The sequence below is a fragment of the Nocardia sp. CDC519 genome (assembly GCF_059509835.1).
Map to the genome: position 1 here is coordinate 1,079,329 of NZ_CM183377.1, position 15,798 is coordinate 1,095,126.

General features: G+C 67.6%; 15 protein-coding genes. 9 read left to right on the top strand and 6 right to left on the bottom strand.

Going from position 1 to position 15,798, the window contains the following annotated elements; genetic code table 11:
- Positions 1–206 precede the first annotated feature (206 nt).
- The 9 genes from rpmH (at position 207) to AC5W7N_RS04805 (ending at position 7,201) form a co-directional block, all read left to right on the top strand.
- Entirely contained in the window at positions 207–350 is a 144-nt protein-coding gene (gene rpmH / locus AC5W7N_RS04765; RefSeq protein ID WP_006550910.1) for a 50S ribosomal protein L34, read from the top strand.
- Between the two features lie 88 nt (positions 351–438).
- Positions 439–855, top strand: a complete 417-nt coding sequence (gene rnpA, locus AC5W7N_RS04770) for a ribonuclease P protein component (RefSeq protein ID WP_163813346.1) — start codon at positions 439–441, stop codon at positions 853–855.
- Positions 852–1,238 (top strand): membrane protein insertion efficiency factor YidD, encoded by a 387-nt coding sequence (yidD, locus tag AC5W7N_RS04775; protein WP_163813347.1) that lies wholly within the window; start codon positions 852–854, stop codon positions 1,236–1,238. Before rnpA ends, yidD begins: the two co-directional genes overlap by 4 nt.
- Positions 1,239–1,242: 4 nt before the next feature.
- Positions 1,243–2,319, top strand: a complete 1,077-nt coding sequence (gene yidC / locus AC5W7N_RS04780; RefSeq protein ID WP_163813348.1) for a membrane protein insertase YidC — start codon at positions 1,243–1,245, stop codon at positions 2,317–2,319.
- Between the two features lie 157 nt (positions 2,320–2,476).
- Positions 2,477–2,980 (top strand): Jag family protein, encoded by a 504-nt coding sequence (locus tag AC5W7N_RS04785; protein WP_085996137.1) that lies wholly within the window; start codon positions 2,477–2,479, stop codon positions 2,978–2,980.
- A 133-nt stretch (positions 2,981–3,113) separates the two neighbouring features.
- Positions 3,114–3,866: a 16S rRNA (guanine(527)-N(7))-methyltransferase RsmG gene (gene rsmG, locus AC5W7N_RS04790; protein ID WP_194990000.1), complete on the top strand. Its 753-nt coding sequence runs from the start codon at positions 3,114–3,116 to the stop codon at positions 3,864–3,866.
- 367 nt (positions 3,867–4,233) lie between these two features.
- Positions 4,234–5,190: a ParA family protein gene (locus tag AC5W7N_RS04795; protein WP_228806198.1), complete on the top strand. Its 957-nt coding sequence runs from the start codon at positions 4,234–4,236 to the stop codon at positions 5,188–5,190.
- Between the two features lie 49 nt (positions 5,191–5,239).
- The gene (locus AC5W7N_RS04800) at positions 5,240–6,256 is read left to right on the top strand and encodes a ParB/RepB/Spo0J family partition protein (protein ID WP_495923330.1); all 1,017 of its coding nucleotides are present in this window, start codon (positions 5,240–5,242) and stop codon (positions 6,254–6,256) included.
- A gap of 207 nt (positions 6,257–6,463) precedes the next feature.
- Positions 6,464–7,201, top strand: coding sequence for a GNAT family N-acetyltransferase (locus AC5W7N_RS04805; protein ID WP_163813444.1), 738 nt, complete (start codon positions 6,464–6,466; stop codon positions 7,199–7,201).
- 74 nt (positions 7,202–7,275) lie between these two features.
- Here the strand turns inward: AC5W7N_RS04805 and AC5W7N_RS04810 are convergent, their stop codons facing one another.
- From AC5W7N_RS04810 to AC5W7N_RS04835, 6 genes are all read right to left on the bottom strand, one after another.
- On the bottom strand, positions 7,276–8,466 hold the full coding sequence (locus AC5W7N_RS04810) for an N-acetylmuramoyl-L-alanine amidase (protein WP_195020347.1): 1,191 nt from the start codon (positions 8,464–8,466) through the stop codon (positions 7,276–7,278).
- A gap of 182 nt (positions 8,467–8,648) precedes the next feature.
- Positions 8,649–8,975, bottom strand: a complete 327-nt coding sequence (gene trxA / locus AC5W7N_RS04815) for a thioredoxin (RefSeq protein WP_014353750.1) — start codon at positions 8,973–8,975, stop codon at positions 8,649–8,651.
- 41 nt (positions 8,976–9,016) lie between these two features.
- The gene (gene trxB / locus AC5W7N_RS04820; protein ID WP_163813353.1) at positions 9,017–10,003 is read right to left on the bottom strand and encodes a thioredoxin-disulfide reductase; all 987 of its coding nucleotides are present in this window, start codon (positions 10,001–10,003) and stop codon (positions 9,017–9,019) included.
- Between the two features lie 77 nt (positions 10,004–10,080).
- On the bottom strand, positions 10,081–10,869 hold the full coding sequence (locus AC5W7N_RS04825) for an RsmA family anti-sigma factor (RefSeq protein ID WP_194989995.1): 789 nt from the start codon (positions 10,867–10,869) through the stop codon (positions 10,081–10,083).
- A gap of 104 nt (positions 10,870–10,973) precedes the next feature.
- Positions 10,974–11,627, bottom strand: coding sequence for an RNA polymerase sigma factor SigM (gene sigM / locus AC5W7N_RS04830; RefSeq protein WP_228806193.1), 654 nt, complete (start codon positions 11,625–11,627; stop codon positions 10,974–10,976).
- Positions 11,628–11,840: 213 nt separating this feature from the next.
- Positions 11,841–15,569 carry a murein biosynthesis integral membrane protein MurJ gene (locus AC5W7N_RS04835; protein ID WP_228806197.1) on the bottom strand — a complete coding sequence of 1,243 codons (3,729 nt, stop codon included), beginning with the start codon at positions 15,567–15,569 and terminating at the stop codon, positions 11,841–11,843.
- Between the last annotated feature and the right edge of the window lie 229 nt (positions 15,570–15,798).

A 15,798-nucleotide genomic window follows, 5' to 3' on the forward strand; every position in this document is an offset into this window, starting at 1 on the left:
GGGTGTGGACGAGCTCACGCCCGCACACCCCTGATATGGGCGAGTTTGACCCGCTCGTAGCCGCTGAGTACCCTCGTACAGTCACCCCTCGGTGCGGTGGCTGTCCTGTGCTGACTGTTCGCCAGGATCGCCGCACGTCGAGGACGAACGAATCACCGAAAAGCTTCGGGCGCGACAGGCGCCCACCAACTCGAGGAGTGTTGACCGTGGCCAAGGGCAAGCGGACGTTCCAGCCGAACAACCGTCGTCGGGCGCGGGTTCACGGCTTCCGCCTCCGGATGCGGACCCGTGCGGGCCGCGCCATCGTTTCCGCGCGTCGCCGTAAGGGCCGCGCCAGCCTGACGGCCTGATCCACCTCCCGGATTCGGTGTCGGATGCCCGTTTCGCCGAACGCTGCGCTCCTCGTCCCTGATCGCTCACTCGCCCCCGGACTCTCGGGTGCTGCCTGAGCCGAATCGGCTGCATCGTCGTGCCGACTTCTCCAGGACGGTGCGTCGCGGCCAGCGAACCGGGAGGCGGGATCTGGTGGTGCACGCGTTCGTGCACGCCGTGGATCCCGCCGCCGAACCGGCCGAGGATGTGCTGATTCGCGTCGGCGGTCCGCGCTTCGGATTGATCGTCAGCAAGGCGGTGGGCAACGCGGTGATTCGTCACCGGGTGGCCCGCCGCCTGCGTCATATCTGCGCCGAGATGCGCACCGAGATTCCCGTCGAGGCCGACATCGTCATCCGCGCTCTGCCCGGCGCCGCCACCGCCGATTCGGCGGAGCTGCTGCGTCAGCTGCGCGGCGCGGCCCGCAAACTCGGCCTCGGCCCGGCCGTCCGCTCAGACGTCCACCCGGGTGCACCGGCATGAGATCGCCCGCGGTCCTGGTCCGGTTGCCGGCCAATATTCTGATCTTCCTGATCGAGCTCTACCGGACGTATGTGTCCCCCACCCGGATGCCGGTCTGCCGCTTCACCCCGACCTGTAGCGAGTACGCGGTCACCGCGTTGCGCACCCGAGGGCTGTTCATCGGCCTCGGACTGACGGTCGTGCGTCTGGCCAAATGCGCACCCTGGCACCCTGGTGGGTGGGACCCCGTTCCGGAGCGCAAACGCCGCGCCGAGCACGGGAACGAGGCAACCGCCGAATCGTCACGGGAATCGACCCCGCCGGCCGACTCGGAGCCGGAGGCCAAGGCTTGTACAGGACCACCGCCCGCGGTGGTCGGCGATACGAACGACGGGAGTGCATAGAGCCGTGCTCGACTTCATTTATTACCCGGTGTCCTGGATCCTTTGGTTCTGGCACCGGGTCTTCGGGTTCGCCTTCGGCGCGGACAACGGACTCACCTGGGCGCTGGCCGTGGTGTTCCTGGTGTTCACGCTGCGGTTGGTGCTCTACAAGCCATTCGTGAAGCAGGTGCGCACCACCAAGCAGATGCAGGAGCTGCAGCCCCAGATCAAGGAGTTGCAGAAGAAGTACAAGAACGACCGCCAGAAGATGGCGCTGGAGATGCAGAAGCTCCAGAAGGAAAACGGCTTCAACCCCCTCATGGGCTGCCTGCCGATCCTGGCTCAGGTGCCGGTGTTCCTCGGTCTGTTCCACGTGCTGCGCTCGTTCAACCGAACAGGCCACGGATTCGGTCAGCTCGGCATGGATCCGGTCACCAACGCGAACACGCCGAACTACGTGTTCAACGCGGCCGACGTCCAGTCGTTCCTGAGTGCCCGCATCTTCGGTGCCCCGATCTCCGCATTCATCACCACCCCGGCCAATGAGCTGCTGGCCTTCGAGGACTGGGGTGGGATTCCGAGCCGGGTCTCCATCGCTGCCGTCGCGATCCCGTTGATGGTGATCGCCTCGGTCGCCACCCACTTCAACGCCCGCGCTTCGGTCGCGCGTCAGACCCCGGAGGCGGCGGCCAACCCGCAGGCCGCGCTGATGAACAAGCTGGCGCTGTGGGTGTTCCCGCTCGGCGTGCTCGTCGGTGGTCCGTTCCTGCCGATCGCCATCCTGCTGTACTGGGTCTCCAACAACATCTGGACCTACGGGCAGCAGCACCTGGTCTTCGGGCGCATGGCCAAGGAAGAAGAAGCCAAGAAGCAGGCCAAGCTCGAGCAGCGCGCGCAGAATGCCCCGAAGCCCGGCGCCAAGCCGGTCGATACCCGGAAGAAGCAGCCGGCCGCGACGACGACCGACGACGACACCGCCACCACCAACGGGGCGGCGCCGGCGGCAAAGGCGTCGAGCAAGCCGGCCCCCGGGCAGAAACGTCCGGGCGGGCAGAAGAAGTCGGGCAACCGCGGCCGGGCCAACCAGAAACGCCGCCGCTGAGTCCGCTCAGCCGAGCCCATTCGATCCGTGGGAGACCACGATCGCCGAGCAACCCCTTGATCGCGGCGCATCCGGACACCGGTGGCCGCGACGAGCAGATGAAGGAAATCACATGACAGTTGAGAGCGACGGAGGGGACGCCACTGTGGCAACGACGATGGTTGATGCCGACACCGATGCGGCCGACGTGACCGATGCCGAGGAAGCGCTGATCGAAGAGGGTGAGATCGCGGGCGACTACCTGGAGCAGTTGCTCGATGTGCTCGACTTCGACGGCGACATCGATCTGGACGTCGAGGGCGACCGTGCGGTCGTGAGTATCGACGGCGGCCGCGACCTGTCGAAGCTCGTCGGCCGCAACGGTGAGGTGCTCGACGCGTTGCAGGAGCTGACCCGCCTCGCCGTGCAGCAGGCGACCGGCGTGCGTAGCCGGCTCATGCTGGATGTCGCGGGTTGGCGGGCCAAGCGTCGGGAGGAGCTGAGCGCGCTCGGTACCGCTGCTGCCAAGCGGGTACAGGAGACCGGCGCCCCCGAGTCGCTGGCTCCGATGACGCCGTTCGAGCGCAAGATCGTGCACGATGCCGTCGCCGCCATCGATGGTGTGGCGAGCGAGAGTGAAGGCGTGGAACCCAACCGGCACGTGGTTGTCGTTCCGGCTTGACGGATAGACCGGCACGCCCCGTGCGCTGACGGGGCGGGCAATGGTTGGATAGGGCCTCGGGTCTTCGGACCGGGGCCCTTCGCCATATCTGGCCGACGGTGCCCGGCACCGATTTTCGATGACGCTCGGAAGGATGTTTCACGTGGAACGAGATCTCGGCGGAGCGACCGAGTTGCCGGCCGAGCTGGAGCCGCCGGCGGTGGCCGCCACGGTCTTCGGTGACCGTCTCGAACTCGCCCGCCGCTACTGTGCCGCCCTGGCGACCGCCGGCGTCGAGCGCGGCTTGATCGGTCCGCGTGAAGTTCCCCGGCTCTGGGACCGCCACATTCTGAATTGCGCTGTGATCGGAGAGCTGATCGCTGAGGGCGCGTCGGTCGTCGATATCGGTAGCGGCGCCGGGCTGCCGGGCATTCCGCTGGCGATCGCCCGACCTGATCTGCGCATCACCTTGGTGGAACCGCTGTTGCGCCGCACGATCTTTCTGAGTGAGTTCATCGAGGAGGCGGACCTGGAGGTGGCCGTCGTCCGCGGCCGCGCAGAACAGTCGGGTGTGATTCACGAGGCCGGCGGCGCGGACGTGGTCACCTCGCGTGCGGTGGCCCCGCTGGCGAAACTGGCGCAATGGTCTCTCCCCCTCGTGCACGAGCACGGGCGCATGCTCGCGCTCAAAGGTGTCAGCGCGGCCGAGGAACTGGCCCGCGATGCCGACGCGCTCGCTCGGGCCGGCGCGGGTAAGGCTGAGGTGCTGGAGTGCGGCGTGGGCATTGTCGAAACGCCGACACTCGTCATCAGCGCCGAGCGCCTCCCCCGTTCCGAGCGACCGGCGAAGTCGCGTCCGGAGAAGTCTGCGCGTCGGGCGGCGCGGGCCGCCCGGAAGGCCAACTGACCGTTTCCGGACGTCGATGTTTCACGGGAAACATGGTCCCGCGCACGCGAATGGTCACGGATCCGCGTGTCGTGCGCGCGTCACCGCGATTCAGCTTTCTTATCCTGCTCGGTGCTGGCAAGCTAATGGGCGTCGGGCGTGAGCGTTGGTGCCACGGAGGGATGTGGATGTCACAGCGGCAGAAGCTCCGCTCGGTCGATCGGGCGCCGCGGTCCCGGTTGAGCATCAAGTTCGATCCGACACGGCTTGTTTGAAGACACGGCGCCGACGTTTTCTCGGGGCACGTGATCTGGAGTTCTCGCGTTAGGAGCTGTCTATGTCGAGCGGTTCAGCGAATGTTTCACGGGAAACATCGCGAGTTCCGGGCATGCTGGATTCCAGCAATGCCGGTCCGGAAACTTTCGGAAGCACACCGTTCGGGCACATCTCCCCCAGTGAGACCCCGATCGCGGCGGAGGCGCACCGCGCGAGTCAGATACTGCATCCAGGAAAGGTGACAGTGCCGAAACCGCATGAGCAACGGATCATCACGATCGCTAACCAGAAGGGCGGCGTCGGCAAGACGACCACCGCGGTCAATCTGGCGGCCGCCCTGGCGCATCAGGGGATGAAGGTGCTCGTGATCGATCTCGACCCGCAGGGCAATGCCAGCACTGCGCTCGGGGTCGAACACCACTCGGGTGTGCCGTCGAGCTACGAACTGCTCATCGGCGAAATCTCGGTCAAAGACGCGATTCAGCAGAGCCCGCACAGTGAACGGCTGCTCTGCATTCCGGCCACCATCGACCTCGCCGGCGCCGAGATCGAATTGGTGTCCATGGTTGCGCGCGAGGGCAGGCTGAAGGCCGCCATCCAGGAAGCCAATATCTCCGGCTACGACATCGACTACGTGATGATCGACTGCCCGCCGTCGCTCGGTCTGCTGACGGTCAACGCGATGGTCGCGGCCAAGGAAGTGTTGATCCCCATTCAGTGCGAGTACTACGCACTCGAGGGTGTCGGTCAGCTGATCCGCAATATCGGGCTCGTCCAGTCGCACCTCAATCCCGAACTGCACGTCTCCACCGTGATCCTCACGATGTACGACGGTCGCACCAAACTCGCCGACCAGGTCGCCGAGGAGGTTCGCGGCCACTTCGGCGATGTGGTGCTGCGGTCGGTCATCCCGCGCAGCGTGAAGGTCTCGGAGGCGCCCGGCTACGGCATGACGGTGCTGGATTACGATCCCGGTTCGCGAGGGGCGATGAGCTACCTTGATGCCGGTCGGGAAATGGCGGCACGCGCGGCGGCGAAACGCGCGGCGGTCACCGAAGGTGCCCAGTGACGCAGGCCGAGCGGACCTGTGGCGGTGGAACGAGAAAGGGGTAGGCCCGATGAGTCAGGCTAAGAAGGGTGGTCTGGGACGCGGTCTCGCCGCGTTGATCCCGACCGGACCGGCGTCGACCGGTCTCGGCGATGCGGCCGCGAGTGTGGTCATCGGGGTCGATCCCGGCCCGCTCCAGCCCGCCACCGCCTACCTGCATCGGGTGCCCGACTCCCCCGCGACCGCCTCGGAACTCGACTCCCCCGGTGACGCCGTCTATCGGGAGATCCCGCCCAACGCCATCGAGCCGAACCCGAAGCAGCCGCGTCAGGTCTTCCAGGAAGACGCGCTGGCCGAGCTCGTGCATTCGATTCGCGAGTTCGGGCTCATGCAGCCGATCGTGGTGCGCCGCCTGGAATCCGACCCCGAGCGCTATCAGCTCGTCATGGGTGAGCGCCGCTGGCGCGCCTGCCAGGAAGCCGGCCTGACCGCCATTCCGGCCATTGTCCGCGAGACCGATGACGGCTCGATGCTGCGTGACGCACTGCTGGAGAACATCCATCGCGTGCAGCTCAATCCCCTCGAAGAGGCGGCCGCCTATCAGCAGCTGCTCGAGGAGTTCGACGTCACGCACGAGGAACTTGCCGACCGCATCGGCCGCTCCCGTTCCGCGGTGACGAATATGATCCGGCTGCTCAAGCTGCCGGTGCCGGTGCAGCGGCGGGTGGCCGCCGGTGTGTTGTCCGCGGGTCACGCTCGGGCGTTGCTCGGTTTGGAAGGCGGCGCCGACGCGCAAGAGGCGCTCGCGGCCCGAATCGTCGCCGAGGGCATGTCGGTGCGTGCGACCGAGGAAGCGGTAACGCTGGCGAACCGGGAACCGGAGAACGCCGCGCCCCCCGCCCCGCGCCGCAAGCCGATGCACGCGCCGGGCTTACAGGATGTGGCCGAGCGGCTCTCGGAGTCGTTCGACACCCGGGTGACGGTGAGTCTGGGCAAGCGCAAGGGGAAGATCGTCGTCGAGTTCGGCTCGGTCGACGATCTCGAGCGCATCGTCGGCCTGATGCAGCAGAACAACATCGCAACATAAGAAAAATAGAGCCTGTGCACCCGTAACCCTCGACCTGGCACCGAAACGTCACTGTGACGGTGCCCGAAAATCGCACAGAGCCCCGGACCGAGCAGCACAGTGACGTGGAATGAGGCGGGTTCGCTTGATCGCATATTCTTGCTGGCGAGAAGACAGTGATGCGGCGTGAGCGTGGATGAATCGGACAGCTGGAGGCTGAGCAGAGCGGTGTCGACCAGCGTCACAGCACTAACCCTGGACGGGCTGGACCAACTGCCCGCGCATGCTCGGCGCTGTGTGTTCTGGGAGATCGATCCGGCCGTGGCCGCCGACTCCCAGGAATTCAGTGATCCGGTCTTCGAGAAGGAAGCCTGGCTGTCGACGGTCATGCTGGAATGGGGCTCGTGCGGCCAGATCGCCACCGTCGACGGGAACGCCGCCGGTTGCGCGCTCTACGCTCCACCGAGCGCCGTACCGCGCGCGGCCCTGTTCCCCACCTCCCCCGTGAGCCCGGATGCCATCCTGCTGACGACGCTGCGGGCCGAGCCCCCGCATCAGGACTCCGATATCGGCTACCGCCTGATTCAGGCCGTGGTGACCGATCTGATGCGCCGTGGTGTCCGTGCGCTCGAGGTCTTCGGTATCAGGGGTGATCCGCCCAGCACCGCGCTCTCGGATCGGACCATGGGGTCGATGACCCTGATGGAACGCATCGCGACCCCGGTGCGCGATCGGCTGCGCCCCTCCGGCCGCGCCACCGCGCGCTGCGCACCGGAAACCTGCATGATCGACGCCGACTTCCTGGAGGAGGCCGGCTTCGAGGTCGTCGCCCCGCATCACCGGTTTCCCCGGTTGCGGCTGGAACTCGACTCCGATCACGGCTGGAAGGAAGACGTGGAGCGGGCGCTGGATCAGCTGCTCGCGGCCGCGTCGATGACGGTGCCGACGCGCATCCTCAGCCTCTGACACGAGCCGTAGCGCCATAACGAATCTGCCCCGCCGGCAACAGGTCCGGCGGGGCAGATTCGTAGCTGGGCAGACTATCCGCGGTCGGCCGCGGCGAGCTCTTCGGCGAGTAGTTCGGCGAAGGTGTAGGTACCGGTCGGCTGGTCGTCCTGGCCGAGCAGGTAGAGCCGCTTCACCGACACCAGGATGGCCTCGGCGATGACGTCGCGCATGCGCGGATTGGTGAGCACCGAGGCGTCGTATTCGTTTGTCAGGTACCCGATATCGACCTGAACCGTCGGCATTTTGGTGAGCCGCAGCAGATCCCAGGTGCGCTGATGGGTACGGCAGTCCTGCAGCGAGGTCCGCGCCACCACCTCACGCTGGATGAAGCCGGCCAGCACCTGCCCGATCATCGAGACCGAGCCGTGCGAATTGCCGAAATAGAAGCCCGCGACACCGTTGGCCGAGGAGCTCGGGTTGTTCGCGCAACGCAGCGAGATCATCAGGTCGGCGTCGAAGGCGTTGGAGGTCTCGGCCCGTTCCGCGTCGGAGGGGTTGGCGCCCCACGGACGCGACAGGAAGGTCTCCATGCCGGTGGCGGCCATCCGGCCCTCCAGCCGGCTGGCCAGATCCCAGAGGATCTCCGACTCGTAGACGTCGCCGAATTCGGTCGGCACGGCCTGGCCCTTGTCCGGTCCGCCGAGGCCAGGATCGATGACGATCCGCTTGCCCGTCAGCTGCGGGCCCGCGCGGTGCACCACTTCCTCTTCGGCGATGCGATGCGGATTACCACCGGTGACCCTGGCGCCGAGCAGATCCAGCGAACGCAGCGTGTCCGGGCCGCAGATGCCGTCGGCCGACAGGCCGATCTCGCGCTGGAACGCGGTCAGGCCGTCATGGGTGTGCGGGCCGAAGTAGCCGTCCACCCGGTGCACGTAGAAGCCGAGGTCTTGCAGCCTGCGCTGCAGCGTCGCCACATCGTCGCCGTAGAGCGGCGCCGACAGCTGGTAGATCAGCGTGCGCGCGCCGAGCCGGTAGGAGGCCTCTTTCAGCGCCCGGTACGTCGCCGGACCGACCACCCCGTCCACCAGCAGTCCGCGATGCTGCTGGAAGGCGCGCACCGCGGAGTCGAGCTGGTGATCGAAGGTGGCGTCGGTGTCTTTCCAGTACTCGGGCGCACCGTCGCCATCGGCGTTGTGCTCGTGCAGGAAGCCCAGACTTGCCAGGGTGCTCCGAACCTCTGCGACGGCTGGACCGGTATCGCCGTGACGAAGTCGGTGCATGCGTGAGAGCCCTTTCCCTTCCGTCAGCCCGGGTACCCACTCATGCGATGGGTTACACCCTCGCACAACCGGAGCATCGGTCGATTGTCTCAGACCCGGACCGGATTTCGGCAATTCCGGGTCTGGGCATACTACGGCGCGTCGCCGGTGTGCGTTGCCTTACGGCGGAGTTCGCCGCGATCTCAGATGACGCCGTCGAGTTCGCGCAGCAGGGCGGCTTTGCCCTTGGCCCCGACGATCTGCTTGACCGGCTTGCCACCGGCGAACAGCATCATAGTGGGCAGCGACAGGATCTGATAATCCTTGGCGGTGACCGGGTTGGCGTCCACGTCCAGCTTGGCGACGGTCAGTTTATCGGCATGGGTGCCCGCGATCTCCTCCAGCACCGGCGCGACCATTTTGCACGGGCCGCACCAGTCCGCCCAGAAGTCGACCAGAACCGGCTTCTCGCTGAGCAGGACGTCATCGGCGAAGGTGGCGTCGGTGACGGTGATGGTGGATTCGGACATGGGTGTTCTCCTCTAGCAGGTGAAATGCGCGGTGCGCCGGATCAGTTGGCGGAGACCGCGACCGGGCGTCCGGCGTGGTCGAGAGTGTTGGCGGTGATATCGCCCTGTTCGGCGAGCCAGCGTTCGGCGTCGATCGCGGCGCGGCAGCCGGTGCCCGCGGCGGTGATCGCCTGCCGGTAGGTGTGGTCGACCAGGTCGCCCGCGGCGAAGACGCCGGGCACCGCGGTGGCGGTGGACGGATCGGCCACTTTCACATAGCCCTCGTCGTCGAGTTCGACCTGGCCACGCACCAGTTCGCTGCGCGGGTCGTGACCGATCGCGACGAACATGCCGGTGGCGGCGAGCTCGGAGGTTTCGCCGGTGCGGGTGTCGCGCAGGGTGAGGCTGGTCACGCTGGTGTCGCCGTTGACCTTCACGACCTCGGCATTGGTGACGAAGCGAATCTTCTCGTTGGCCTTGGCGCGCTCGAGCATGATGCGCGAGGCCCGGAACTCATCGCGCCGATGTACGACGGTGACGCTGGAGGCGAACTTGGTGAGGAAGGTCGCTTCTTCCATGGCCGAATCGCCGCCGCCGACCACGACGATGTCCTGGCCCTTGAAGAAGAAGCCGTCGCAGGTGGCGCACGCGCTCACGCCGCGGCCGAGCAGTTCCTGCTCACCGGGGACGCCGAGGTAGCGGGCGGCCGAGCCCATCGCGAGGATGACGGCGTAGGCCTCGAAGGTCTCATCGCCGACGGTGACCTTCTTCACAGGTCCGCTCAGGTCGATGGCGTCGACGTCTTCGGTGCGGATGTCGGCGCCGAAACGCTTGGCCTGATCGCGCATCTGCTCCATCAGATCCGGGCCCATGATGCCGTCGCGGAACCCGGGGAAGTTCTCGACCTCGGTGGTGGTCATCAGAGCGCCGCCGAATTGCGTTCCCTCGAACAGCAGCGGCTGTAGTTCCGCGCGGGCCGCGTAGACGGCGGCGGTGTAGCCGGCGGGGCCGGAGCCGACGATGATCAGGTCGCGAACTGGCGTGCTCATGGGGCCCTTCCGAAAGACATCAAGGGGACGTGTCGGTCAACAACAGGGTAAACGCACTTGTTCCCCGGGTGAGCGGGCTATCCGATGTCGGTGACGGTGAACACTCTCGGCTCGTTCGCGGTGCAGCCGGGCTCGACGACGAGGGCGGTGATCCGGCCCGGCGTGGTGCCCGCGAGCAGGATCAGCACCGCGTCCGTGCCGCGGTAGGTGATATCGGAGGAGCCGAGGACCTTGCGGTCGTATCCGGCGGCCGCGACGCATCCGGCGAGTTCGGTGGAGTCGGCGAGCGGGCCGCGTACGTCGTGCCGGCCGAGCGCGCCGAGTGCGACGGTGGAATCGAGATCCTCGCCCGGTGCCACGTCGGCGGTGGTCGGTGCCGCGGTGGGGCTCACCGTGCTGTCCTGGCGCACGGCGGTGATCGCGATCGCCGCACAGGCGAGCACCGCGACGGCTGCCGCGGCTGCGGTGAGCACGCGCATCCGCCGTCGGCGGCGCTCATGCAGCGAGACCACCGAAGTCGTTGGTGCGCCGGTAGATTCGTATTCGTCGCGCGGGGCGGCGGCCGGCGGTTCGGATATCCGTGCGGTCGGTTCCTGGTCCGTTTCGGCCTGGCCCAGTTCCTCGGCCCACTGCCGCAAGCGTGCGGACACGTCGTCGGGCATCGGATGGATGATGTGGTCGTCGCGGCCGAGGGCGCGCAGCTGGGCGCTCACCTCGTCGAGTGACCGTAGATAACGCTGGGCCTCCGGATCGCCGTGGACCGCGGGCCACAACTGTTCGCTCAGTTCGCGCGAGAGGTTGTCGGCGTGCAGGTCGGCGAGCAGCTCCGCCGAATACGGAGGCTGCGGAACGGATCGGGTCGCCATCGCACCTCCAAGTGTTCTTACATTTGACCTTGCACGCAGCCGGGCGAATGCCAGGCGGCGGTTACATCGTCTCGTGGTTCGTCACTATTACTGACGCAGCAGGGTCACATCCGGTTCCCTGGATCCCGCAGAAATTCCAGGCGTTCGCCGAGCCGTTGTCTGGCCCGGGCGCAGCGGCTCTTGATCGTGCCTTCCGGAACGCCGAGCAGCGCCGCCGCATCCGCCACGCTATACCCCTCCAGATCGACGGCCACGATCGCGGTGCGCTGGTCCGGCGGCAGCGAGAACAGGGCACGGTCGACCACCATCGACATTTCCAGCCGCGCGATATCGTCGCGTTCCTCGATGGGCTCGGGCATGTTCTCCGGCGTCAGCGAGAACGCGCGCCTGGTCTTGTTGCGCCGGATCCGGTCCAGGCAGGCGTTGACGACGATGGCATGCAACCAGCTGCGCACCTCGGATTCGGCCCGGAACGAGCCTGCGGTGCGGTGCGCCGACAGCAGCGCGTCCTGCAGCGAGTCGGCGGCGTCCTCGCGGGTGTAGGAGGTGCGCAGCGCGGTCTGCCAGAGGTGGTCGTTATGCCTGCGCAGCAGTTCGGCGAAGGCGTGCGGCGCGCCGCCGGCGTGCGCGCGGAGCAGTTCGGCGTCGGTGGCTTCGCCCAGAACGAGCGAGCCGGTCCGCGCGAAGGCTCGTGGCCTCCCCCTGCGGAAGCCCGCGTTCGATTCCGACGACAATGCCAACCCCTTGGACGCGCTCATCAGAGTGACCGGCCGGCCTGGCCGGGCACCGAAGAAATCGCAGCATGCAGGGATCGAAACGCCTGATCCCGAGAGGCTCCCCTGCTGAGAGCGCGAGCAGAATCATAACGTGGGTAACGATTCGGTAGCAACCGAACCGTGATCTGCCCCGCACCGCGACCAGCCCGTGATGTTACGGCGTTTTGCCTGGTGAGAGCAGTTTCCGGGCGCGCGTCAGCGGGCGGCGTCGAAGCGGATGTCGGCGATGGAGGTCTGGAACTGGCCGTCGGCGTTACCCAGGCCGGTGATCCAGACCAGCACATAACGGGCGGCCTGATCGGCCTGAACCGGGATCTGGGTGACGCCGTCGACCAAGGTCGCGCTGCCGATCAACTGCGTCTGATCCAGCGTGGGCGAGGTCGTCGGCGAGGTACGGATCTCCACCCGGGTGCCAGGGCTCGGCGAGTTGATCGCGACATTGGTGAGCTTGGCCGGGCTCGGCAGGGTCGCCAGCAGGCCCACGCCCTTCTTCAGCGCCGGGAACTGCTGGAAGTACTGGTCGGTGCGCCACATCGAGGAGGCGTTGTTGTCCAGCACCGAGCTGACGCCGTTGACGTTGTCGGGGGTGCCCTCCGGCGAGAACACCGACACACCCGTCACCGGGACCGGCACGCCGGCCTTCGGTGCGGGCGCGCCGGGCGTCGCGGCGGGTTCGGCGGGAGCGGAATTGGCCGTCGTGAGTCCGATATTGCGCTGTTCGTTGAGTGGCTCATCGGAGGCGCCCGGCGCGAAGATGCTCACCATCCACCAGATGATGATGCCGACCACGAGCGCGGTGAGGATGCCGAGCCCCACCATGATCCACATCATCCGCTGCGACTTCTCCCGTTCGGCCGCAAGCAGTTCCGGATCGGCGAGGGATTCGTCAGCGGGCGCGGTGGCACGCTGGCCGAGCCGCAGCACCGGAATGAAATCGGTCTTCTGATCGACCACCGAGGCCTGCTCCAGCACGTGCTGCACCGTCGCGGCGGTGCGCACGCCCTTGTTCGGCTCCAGCGAACGGACCGCGACGGCGGAAATCTCGAACGGCACCTCCGGGCGGATCTGGCGCGGTTCGACCGGGGTGCCATCGGGGCCGAAATCGGCCAGCCGCAGCCCACCAACGGTGGCCGCACTACCGGTGACGCCACCGGCCCGCAGCGGCCACCGAGCGGTGATCAGTGCGTAGAGCATGGCTCCGAGACCACGCACATCGGACTGGGCGTCGGAATCGGCGAGCGTGCCGGGGAAGGCGAGCACCGCGTCACCGGAGGCGCTGATGCGCACCCGATCCGGATGATCGATCGACAGCGAACCGCCACCGCGGTGGGCCATCTCGGCGGCCGAGGCCAGCGCCCGGATCGCCCGGGCCGCGCCGATCGGCGAGGGCACCGTATCGGCCATTTCGCGCAGCGAACGGCCAGGAGTCCATTCGGCCACCACGATGCCGCCGGAGCTGCCGCGCACCACATCGAGCACGCGTGCCAGGCCGGGCGAATTGATCCGGCCCAGGCGCAGTGTGCGCGACAGGATCGCCTGCGGGCCATCATGTCCGGAGTTGTCGGCGGCCTTCTGATCGGCGTCGACGAAGGTCAGCGCGACCTCACGATCGAGCTTGATATCGAGCGCCTGCCAGAACTTCAGGCCGCGCGCACCGCCGTGGCTGGCCAGCAGCCGGTAACGACCGCCGGCGACGGAGGCGCCGGGCATCAGCTTCGGGCCGCGCGGGGTACGCCGCGGGCCGCCGCCGTCACCGCCACCGACCGGCGGCATGACCGGCAGCATGCCGGTGTCGTACATCGGATCGCGTGGCGGCGCATGGCGCTCGGTGCGGTCGTCTGCGTGCTCGGCGTCGGCGGACGGATCCACCTCGTGCGGATCGGCCTGCTCCGGCTGGTGCGCCGATGCGGAATCGGGCTGCTCCCCCGCGGCGAGCGGAACGTCGGTGGAGAGCCCGCCCGCCGTGTTCGCAGCTGATTCGGCGGCTGGGACGCCGCCCACCGCGTCGTCGCTCACCCTCGGTCCTCCTTCGCCCTGATGTTTCGCAACCCCGGCGAATTCGCCACTTGTGCTTCTCTGCCGAACAGGGTACGGGAACTCGCCGACCCCGGTGATGTCAACAGCATTCGAGCGGATAACGGGCAGCACCATGGTCTGTGCGTCCATGGGGTCGTAGTGGGAGTAGGCCAGGTACGGATCCGGCCTGCGCAGGATCTGGGTGGCGTATTCGTCCTCGACCGGTTCGTCCAGGCCCAGATCGGGGGCGGGCGGGGTGATGCCGAGTTTGCGCGAGATCGCCACGGTGATGGCGACGATCTCCGGGATGCCCGCCAGGCGCATGAGCCCGAAGGCCACCCCGAACATCACCAGCGAGGTGATGGCGACCCGGATGAACGAGCCGGGACCGTGCAGCGCGTCCGAGAGCCGGTGCAGGCCGAGCACCTTGTCCACGATCAGCATCACCGCGCCGCCCGCGGCCGACGACAGCACGACCCTGGTGATGGTGTGCCCGACGTTGGCCATGCGCAGATCGCCGAGGCTGCGGTGCAGCAGATACCCGCCGATGAAGGCGCCCGCGGTGAAACCGACACCGGTGGCCGCGCCGAGCACCATCACCACCTGATCGCCGTTGCTGGCCAGCACCGGGGCCAGTGCGGAGCCGATGATCTTGACGGTGACGATGCCGAGAATGATCCAGGTCGGTGTCCAGGCCTGCTCCCTGGCGTAGAACACCCGCAGATGGATCAACACCAGCGCGTACGGGATCAGCGTGAAGGCCGACCAGCTGACCGCCTGGCCGAGGCGTTCGGCGTCCTCGGCGAACCGGGCATAGCCGAACAGCGCGTCACCGACCTGCGGGCCCGCCAGCGTCAGGAACACGACGATGGGGATCAGCGCGATCATCGTCAGCCTGGTCGCGGCCGAGAGGTCGTCGACCACCGCCGGGGTGTCGTCATTGGCGGCGTTGCGGCTCAACCGCGGCATGATCGCGGTGAGCAGGGTGACGCCGAGCACGCCGTAGGGCAGCTGGAGCAGCGCCCAGGCGTTGTTGTAGATCGCCGGACCGGCCGCGTCGGCCTGCGAGGAGATGTGGTTGGCGAAGATCGTGCCGATCTGGCTGATCAGCACGTAGAGGATGATCGCGGCGCCCATGGTGCCGAACTGCTTGAGCCGCTCGTCGACTCCCCACAGCGGGCGCAGGTCGATGCCCTCGCGGCGGATGGCGGGGATCAGCACCATCGCCTGGGTGACGACGCCGAGCGTGACGCCGACGCCGAGGATCAGCAGCTTCGAATCGCCCATCCGCACCGGGTCCAGCGAGATCTCGCCGGGGGTCACCGCGTACAGGCCGAGCGTCACCAGCACGACGATGTTGTTGAACACCGGAGCCCAGGCGCCGGGTTTGAAGTTCTGCCTGGTGTTCAGGATGGCGGTGAACAGCGCCGACATGCCGTAGAACAGGATCGCCGGAACCAGCAGGAACGTCAGCGCGGTGGTGAGGTCGGTGTTCACCTCGCCGTCGGCGGCGACGAACAGATGGGTGGCGAGGATCGGCGCGGACGCGGTGGCCAGCAATGCCGCCGTCGCCAACACCACGAAGGCGGCGGTGACGAGCCTGCGCACGAATGCGGCGCCACCGTCGGCGTCCTCTTGTTCGGCGCGCACCAGCGTCGGTACCACGATCGCGGTCAGCACGGCGCCGAGCACCAGTTCCGCGATCATGTTCGGGATCAGGCTGGCCGAGGTGAAGGCACTGGCGATGGCGGGGCCGAGCACGGTGAGCAGCAACAGCTGCTTACCGAAGCCGGTGATGCGGCTGATCAGGGTGGCGAAGGCGATGGAACCGGAGTCGCGCAGCAGCCGGGCGTTGGCGCTTTCCTTCGATTCGCGTGTGCCGGGTTTCTCGGCCACCACGACCGGCATGCCCTTGGTGCTCGGTCTGCCGGACTCGGTGCGGGGCGCCACCCGTTCGGGCGGCGCGGGCCGTCGCACCTGCGGCTGCGGCTGCGTGGGCGGACGGTGGGGCGGTTGTTCCTCGCGCGGGGCGGGCCTGCCTTGCGGCGGACGCTGGCCCGGCGCCGGTCGGCCCTGCGGTGGCCGGCCGGGCGGGCGGCCGTGCTGCGCCGGGCCGCCGGGACGCTGTGGATGCCCC